The organism is Crocosphaera sp. XPORK-15E (assembly GCF_034931425.1).
Lineage (GTDB): Bacteria > Cyanobacteriota > Cyanobacteriia > Cyanobacteriales > Microcystaceae > UHCC-0190.
Window position 1 is genome coordinate 1 of sequence record NZ_JAYGHQ010000049.1, and the last position, 6,460, is coordinate 6,460.

At 40.8% G+C, this 6,460-nt stretch carries 10 protein-coding genes; 6 read left to right on the forward strand and 4 right to left on the reverse strand.

Features of this window, described 5'->3' with window-relative positions; all coding sequences use genetic code 11:
* Window position 1: 1 nt before the first annotated feature.
* Window positions 2-796 carry an AAA family ATPase gene (locus VB691_RS24000; protein ID WP_323294051.1) on the reverse strand — a complete coding sequence of 265 codons (795 nt, stop codon included), beginning with the start codon at window positions 794-796 and terminating at the stop codon, window positions 2-4.
* Between the two features lie 318 nt (window positions 797-1,114).
* On the opposite strand from VB691_RS24000, the gene VB691_RS24005 reads away from it, so the two are divergent.
* A complete protein-coding gene (locus tag VB691_RS24005) occupies window positions 1,115-1,420 on the forward strand; it encodes a hypothetical protein (RefSeq protein WP_323294052.1) in 306 nt (101 codons plus the stop codon).
* Between the two features lie 59 nt (window positions 1,421-1,479).
* Here VB691_RS24005 and VB691_RS24010 read toward each other — a convergent pair whose 3' ends face one another.
* Complete coding sequence (locus tag VB691_RS24010; RefSeq protein ID WP_323294053.1) at window positions 1,480-1,710, reverse strand: HNH endonuclease; 231 nt, start codon at window positions 1,708-1,710, stop codon at window positions 1,480-1,482.
* Between the two features lie 90 nt (window positions 1,711-1,800).
* Here VB691_RS24010 and VB691_RS24015 point away from each other — a divergent pair, with 90 nt between their 5' ends.
* The 5 genes from VB691_RS24015 to VB691_RS24035 all read left to right on the forward strand — a co-directional run bounded on the left by VB691_RS24015 (window position 1,801) and on the right by VB691_RS24035 (window position 3,964).
* Complete coding sequence (locus VB691_RS24015; RefSeq protein WP_323294054.1) at window positions 1,801-2,448, forward strand: AAA family ATPase; 648 nt, start codon at window positions 1,801-1,803, stop codon at window positions 2,446-2,448.
* A gap of 70 nt (window positions 2,449-2,518) precedes the next feature.
* A complete protein-coding gene (locus VB691_RS24020; protein WP_323294055.1) occupies window positions 2,519-2,770 on the forward strand; it encodes a hypothetical protein in 252 nt (83 codons plus the stop codon).
* Window positions 2,771-2,786: 16 nt separating this feature from the next.
* Entirely contained in the window at window positions 2,787-3,140 is a 354-nt protein-coding gene (locus VB691_RS24025) for a 4a-hydroxytetrahydrobiopterin dehydratase (protein ID WP_323294056.1), read from the forward strand.
* Window positions 3,141-3,435: 295 nt separating this feature from the next.
* Entirely contained in the window at window positions 3,436-3,579 is a 144-nt protein-coding gene (locus VB691_RS24030; protein WP_323294057.1) for a high light inducible protein, read from the forward strand.
* A 115-nt stretch (window positions 3,580-3,694) separates the two neighbouring features.
* On the forward strand, window positions 3,695-3,964 hold the full coding sequence (locus VB691_RS24035; protein ID WP_323294058.1) for a hypothetical protein: 270 nt from the start codon (window positions 3,695-3,697) through the stop codon (window positions 3,962-3,964).
* A gap of 120 nt (window positions 3,965-4,084) precedes the next feature.
* On the opposite strand, the gene psb34 is transcribed toward VB691_RS24035, so the two are convergent.
* Together psb34 and VB691_RS24045 are read right to left on the reverse strand one after the other, a co-directional pair.
* A complete protein-coding gene (gene psb34 / locus VB691_RS24040) occupies window positions 4,085-4,282 on the reverse strand; it encodes a photosystem II assembly protein Psb34 (protein WP_323294059.1) in 198 nt (65 codons plus the stop codon).
* A 723-nt stretch (window positions 4,283-5,005) separates the two neighbouring features.
* Entirely contained in the window at window positions 5,006-5,950 is a 945-nt protein-coding gene (locus VB691_RS24045; protein WP_323294060.1) for a formylglycine-generating enzyme family protein, read from the reverse strand.
* Window positions 5,951-6,460 lie beyond the last annotated feature (510 nt).

The window sequence follows — 6,460 nt, forward strand, 5'->3', positions numbered from 1 at the left end:
TCTATTCTTCAAAATGAGAATTGCTGGGTGTACCATCAATCCATTGAGTATGATCTAAGGCATGGCCCTCAAGCCCTAAATATTCCTCTCTCACCACCCGACGGGCTAACATAGGGTTTCCCCCCGTCCTCTGCTGTAAGTCTGCCATTTGTCCTGGTTTAAGCTCAATGCCCAAGTTCATAGCCTCATCTTCCATAATCTCCCTAATAGCGTGATTAGGCAAGGGTTCAAGTTCAATCCGGGGAAGTTTGATAAAAATATCTCTTGCAGGGGGATAAGTGGCCAGTAATAACATCGGTTGCTCTCTTTCATGCAGCTTCTCTAACCAACATCTAATGGACACAGGAAAACGATGAGCATCATCAAGAATCAAGAAGGCTGTATTATTGACAAGGAAATCAGCAATCGCCTCCTGTAATTGTTGGGTAGTCATGGCCTTACCCTCCAAGGTTTCGGTATCAATGTTTAAATCTTCTGCGATCGCAATAAAAGTTTGTTTCGCTGTGCCACTGCCAGGGGCTGATACTAAAAATCCCTGCTCTCTTATTTCTTGGGTGATCAGTTGCGCGAGAAAACTTTTACCGCTTCCAGGTTCCCCAATGACGAGTAATGATGAGTTGGCCAGTAAGGCTGCTGCAATTCTTTTTTTTTCTTTGCTTCTATAGCAGATAATTGAATCAGAACCGGAACTGTTTCTGATAGAGAGAGATCGCCTTGTCCCATCAGGGTTTACTTGATAGGTGTAGATGCGTTCTTCCCCGTTGTTTAAGCGGCGGTGGTGGCGTTCTATGGTCATTTTAATGGTTCCGATTCTAGATAAGGACGATGAATATTAGGGCCGCAGCGACACCTAAGAAGGTAAAAGTGGCTTGCTTACATAGTCCAAACATGGGTAATTCTCCGCGTGCCTTTGTCTTAGTATTCCCAATCTTCTCGGTTTAGACGATAAACAAAGCAGTCATCGTCACCGAACCGTCGGGATTCGCTCAATTTGAAGCCAAGAGGTCTATATATTACTCAAAAAAAACGTCTTGGTGGCGAATAATGTAGAAGAAACTCTTGAGCATTCGGCTATTGCCCTTTAAACTGTTGAAAACCCTAGGAGACAAAAATAATGGGAGAAGCCAAGCGTCGCCAACAATTCGATAAAACCTTTGGCCAAGTTCGTCGTCACCCCAAAAAGCCAGATTTTGATATACACGAACTAGAACAATTTCAAAGGTTTATGGATTTACCTCGAACAGAATTTAATAATTCTGAGAATGCCGAGTTAATTGAAAATGGCTTTGAACTTTTATACAGGATGTCAAAGGGTGCTGGTGTTGAACTCCCACCACTCCCTGAAGATGAAGATGAAAGAAAGCGTATCTTTCAGAATTTAAAAGAGGATATGGCTAAATTAGGAGGTAATTTCCCATAAATAGCTAAAACAACGACAATTGACCAGGACTTACATTACCCCGTTTCCCCTGATGATAACTAAGATGACAGGGGGAACAGAGGGGAAGCGCGGTTATTAGGGTCTGAATTAGCAGTATTATAGTCAGAATGATGCACTTGTAATAGTCTTGCTCTCCTTTCTTTGACCTTAAGCTTTGAGATATCTTCTCCTGGTTTAATACACTGCATCCCACATTTGGCACAACGCCACCGAGCAGCTTCTTTAATTGAATTAGCGATCGCTTTCCAGTCTTTTGGATATCGATTCATTTTTGATGTCATAGTGATTTTAAATGATTATCATTCTGATATGATATTTATGTCAATTTTATTTAGATGTGATATCACATTGATACTCAAATGATATTAGTTTGTGGGGGCATTAAAGGAGGTGTGGGCAAGAGTACGGTAGCGACTACTCTCACTGTAATTAGAGCGAATCAAGGTTATGATGTGTTGCTGGTTGATGCTGATGATCAACAAACGGCCACGGATTTTACATTGATGCGGAATGAGACGTTATCAGAGTCGGGGGGTGCTGGTTATACTTCGGTACAGTTGAAAGGGGCGGCGGTGAGAACCGATACTCTGAGATTAGCCGATAAGTACCAGGATGTGATCATTGATGTTGGGGGAAGGGACACGGCGGGTCAACGGGCTGCTTTATCCATCGCCTCTATTTATTTAGTGCCATTTTTACCCGCTAGTTTTGATGTTTGGACTCTCGAAAAAGTAGGGGAACTCATAGAAGAGTCCCTAGCGTTTAACCCTGAACTCAAAGCATATTGTTTTTTGAACCGTGCTGATCCAAGGGGCAATGATAATGATGAAGCTGCTGCGATCGCATCAGAAATTAAGCAACTGACTGATCTTGATGTGACTTGGGGCAACCGTAAAGCGTTTCGTAATGCTGCGGCACAAGGGTTGGCTGTTACAGAAGTTAAACCCAAAGATGGTAAGGCGATCGCCGAAGCCCTGAGATTATATCAATATCTTTTTGGTAGTTAATATGATATCTTAGTGATATCATATTAATATGTTAGAGAAGTCATTAAGAGATTAAAGAGAGATACAACTGATGCCAATTAGTCGCAAACCCAAGGAAAGGGATTTAGAGACATTTATTGCCAAGGGAGGATCTGAACCCATTGAACAGAAGAAGGATCAAGGGGTAGAAAAAACGGTACAATCCCTAAAGTTGAGAATACCGACAGAGTTATTAGAGGAGATTGATCAGTTGGTGGCCAGTAGACGGCCATCACCGTCACGACATCAATGGATATTGGAAGCGTTGTATGAGAAGGTGGAAAGAGAAGAGTTATCAAAATAGGGATAACAAGTTAACAATGGAAGCATTATCAAAGCAAATCTGCGTTCCTTGTAGTGGGAGGTCGCTCAAGGCCACAGAAGAAGAAATAACTAAGTTTTTCAAGGAAATTTCTCAATGGCAGCTTAAAAAGGTCTCTGAAGAACTCCGTTTAGAACGAGTGTATAAATTCCCTGATTTCCAAACAGCCTTAACATTTACGCAACAAGTGGGAGAATGTGCAGATCAAATGGGACATCACCCGGCCTTACTGACGGAATGGGGACAAGTTACTGTGACTTGGTGGACTCACGCTATTGGGGGACTACATCAAAATGATTTTATCATGGCCGCCAAAACTGATGAGATCGCTGCTAAGTTTACCAAAAATTAACCCCCAAATATATCAGCATGGGGGGAATTTATGAGAATTTATGAGAATTTGTTATAAACCAACCTTTATCTATGGGGTGGCCGGTGGTATTTATCTTAATGAGTTTATCGTAAAGTTTTGTGTACTCCATTCAGGTATTCTTAAGGTTTTCTTTAGAATCTGCTGTGGACTAACAAGGCTCTAATCGAGATTTCACGGGAAAGGTGAGGGTTTCCCCCCTTGCCATTTCTTTGTAAAGTTTCTTATACTTAAGTTGACAAAACTTTACACTTCATTACTCAAGCGAGGTAAAAAGATGGATAACCAAGAAACAAAAATGGGTTTTACAAGCTTCGCCGAAAACTGGAACGGTCGTTTAGCGATGTTAGGGTTTGTCATTGGAATTGCCACTGAATACCTAACGGGTCAAGGAATTTTGTCTCAAATTGGTCTGATGTAATCAGAAAGACCTTTCAGTATATAAATTTACCCATTAACTGAACGAGGGAGCTATTTACTCCCTCTTCATCATTTTATTAATCTACATTTTCCCTTTGCAGAGCGAAAAAACATCTATGTTTCCCAACCTTTTTGAAGCGACGACTGAATATTGGCAGCAACTTGACAAGATTGAATCTCGTTATAAGCAAGGAGAATTATCCCCTGAAGAAGTTGATCGAGAAGTAGAAATGTTAATGAAGCAACTAGGAGAGAAAAGAAGAGAAAGTTTACGTTTCTTCAGAGATAGTTTATCTCGTTGGATATCAACTCATACTGAATTATTGATAGGTTTCGTTTTCGTTCTTATGGTTGCTTATAGTTGGATGTTGACCATGAATAATTAAAAAAATTCTGCTTGACGTGACAAAAAAGAGTTTCATCGTTTCGTTCTTATAAGCAAAAAACCCCAGTAATACTGAGGTTTTTTGGGATAATATTGATGTGTCAAACAAAGAATTAAATTATTAACTAATGACAGCAGAAACGATAACTAAGCTGGTGATAAATAATGCAGCGGTCTCGCTCCGCGAGTGCGAAAGCAACGCCCCTTGAATTAAGTAGCGACGTTGTTGATAGGGGGCAGGATACTGAGCGTAGTAAGGCTTGGGTTCAACTGCGTAGTTGTTGAGTAGTCCGTTATCAAGTTGAGTGGTGGTGTACATCTTGATTAATCCTTTTTTCTTACCTGTATATTATTTAACTTAACAAATTACTTATGGGTTGTAAATATAACTTGACTTTAAAAACCTAATAGTATCTATATGATGAGCTTATCTTTAGTTCTCAGGGAACACTTATGAATGATTCAGGGGAAGTCTCAGGGTAGAGGAATATATTGTAATCGCCTCGATACCTATGGTGATTCTTCTAAAAAAGTACAGGAGAAAAAAACTAATTAACCCGATATTCAGCCCCATTCTTACTATCTAATAAATAAGCACCGCTATCAAGTATATAGGCTGGCTTTGCTTCGGTTTGCAGTTGTTCAAATATTATGCCCCGTCAACCCCGTGATTTACAACCGAATTATTGTTACCATGTTACAACTCGCTGTAATAACCGTGAGTTTAAATTATTACGTCATGAGTGTAAGTAGTCGGACATAAGTTTTCGGTACTGTGTAAAGTTTTGTAAACACCATGAGAACCTTTGAGAGAGGGATAACCGACTGTTTTACATTTTTTAACACAGCGTTGTTTATTTATGTCCGACCACTTAGAGAGGTTTTTATTTATGTTTTGAATAAGGCGATCGCTCTTATCCAATTTAAACTTTATGCCCTCTATAAATTAATCATAAAAAAAATAATTTGATCCGCCTGACGGCGGAAAAAAAGGGAAAAGAAGAAAAAAGGGTAAAGGGTAATAGGGAAAAAGTGTAAAGGGTCAAAGATTTCTCCCGAATACGCATACTACCCGAAAACCGTAATTGTAGTAGCGGATGTCGCGGCGGTAGTTGTAGTTGCGAATCGCGGAACGGCAGTTATTAGGATCGTCGTACCACGAACCGCCCCGCAGCACGGAATTTCGCTTATTTTCGTCATTTTTGCTAGATTCTAAGTCATTTTCAACATTAAGATTTTCATCTTCATTATTATCGATCCAAGGACTGCCATCGGTTGGCGCACGATCATAATTACTATGCCAATCATCAGCGCACCATTCCCAGACATTCCCGTGCATATCACTGAGTCCAAAGGCGTTGACGACTTTAAAATAACCTACAGGGGTTGTTTGCTCTCGATATTCTCCTTTTGGCCCCTTACCATAAGAACCTGAACGCTCTCCGTCATCAGTTCCTCGATAATTAGCTAAGTCTGTTGTAATGGTTTCCCCGAAGTGGAACGGTGGATAAAATTCCCCTTTTTTTAGATTCAGGGGTTCTGTGACACCGCGACAAGCATATTCCCATTGCGCTTCTGATGGTAGCTGATAAGATCTTCCCGTTAGCTTAGACAGTCGCTGGCAAAACTCTACAGCTTCATACCAGTTTACTTGTTCAACAGGTCTAAGCCATCTATCTATATCTTGATATGGATCTTTAAAATGAGAGGGATCTTCGTCTAAGTCTATCTCTACCTTTAAATCTTTTCTGGTGGCGATCGCTTTCCATTGTGCTTGAGTAATGGGGTAACGTCCCATCAAAAACGAAGATAGGGTTACATTATGTTGGGGTTTTTCATCAGCATAACTCCCTTCTTCTGTCTCTGGTGAACCCATTGTGAAGGTTCCATCGGGGATTAAAACCATTTCTAAGGGGATACCATCAATATATTCCCTATAGCCTCGAAACTTTTGGCTTTGGCGTTTGATTGCGAGTTTTTCTACCATACCCAGTTCCAAAAATATTAGACAAGCGTGAATAGTGAATAGTTAGGGAAAAATCATTAACTATCAACTATTAACTATCAACTATCAACTATTTAGTGGAGGGTTGGAAAACTGTTCGGTTTGACCCTACCAAGCTCCCCAACCCAGTTTGATTTTTGGATACCGTTACCAGCATCTCAGGAGGCGGCTGAACTCTTTGGCGCACTCTTGACAGATTCCCACCTGCCAACTCTGACTGTAAAGAGTTATCCCGAATACGCATACTACCCGAAAACCGTTATTGTTGTTGTGGTTGTCGCGGCGGTTGTTGTTGTTGCGGATAGCGGAACGGCAGTTATTAGGATTGTTGTTCCATGAACCGCCCCGCTTTTTGGGAAGGCAAAAGGTAAAAAGCAAAAGGCAAAAAGAAAATATCATTACTTCTGACTTCTGACTTCAAACTTCTGACTTCCCTTGTCGGGGTCGCCTTCCCCTTCTTCAACTCCTTGTAAAGACAAGGGAATCGAATAT